General features: G+C 38.1%; 1 protein-coding gene. It reads left to right on the top strand.

Annotated elements, in window-relative coordinates:
• Positions 1-137 precede the first annotated feature (137 nt).
• Positions 138-567 (top strand): hypothetical protein (locus R0J88_RS18720; RefSeq protein WP_410900689.1); only part of this gene is annotated, 430 nt, incomplete at its 3' end.

Genomic DNA, 567 nt, shown 5'->3' with positions numbered 1-567 from the left:
GACGGAGGTCAAAACATATCCCATCGTGACACAATTACTTTCCACGCATATGGTAATACCTTTACTGTTACACCTGATTCTATTAAGGCGATTAATGACACAAACGGAAAAATATTATTCATGAAGGTGTCTTTTTAATGGCTAGAGTTAAGGTGAATCTTAAAGGGATTAGCGTCACTACTAAAGCGGTAGAAGATGCGGTAGAAGAAGGTATTTATGATGTTACTGATGATTTAATCAGGACTTCAAGTGAATCCGCACCCCACTGGAAAGGTATTTTAGAACAATCCTATAGTCGTGAAGTCGTTAAAAGTGGGACTAGAACGGTAGCAACTGTCGATTATACGGTAAAAGAACAAAATAGTAATGGTGGCTTTAACTATGCTTACTACATGCACGAAGGAGATTATGACTTAGGTGAGAAATCAAAGGAGAAAGCTGCTTCAGGGGGTGGTGTAGGTATGTCAGGTAGAAGCTATCCAGTTGGACAAAAGTTTTTAACGAATGTATTAGACGGTGAAGAAGAAACTTATATAGCTTACATTCAGAAGTTAGTTGATAAAGCGA

The organism is Pseudoalteromonas sp. SIMBA_162, assembly GCF_046535955.1.
GTDB lineage: Bacteria > Pseudomonadota > Gammaproteobacteria > Enterobacterales > Alteromonadaceae > Pseudoalteromonas > Pseudoalteromonas marina.
Note: the sequence above shows the minus strand (reverse complement) of the source record. Positions and strands in the feature narration are given on the sequence as shown.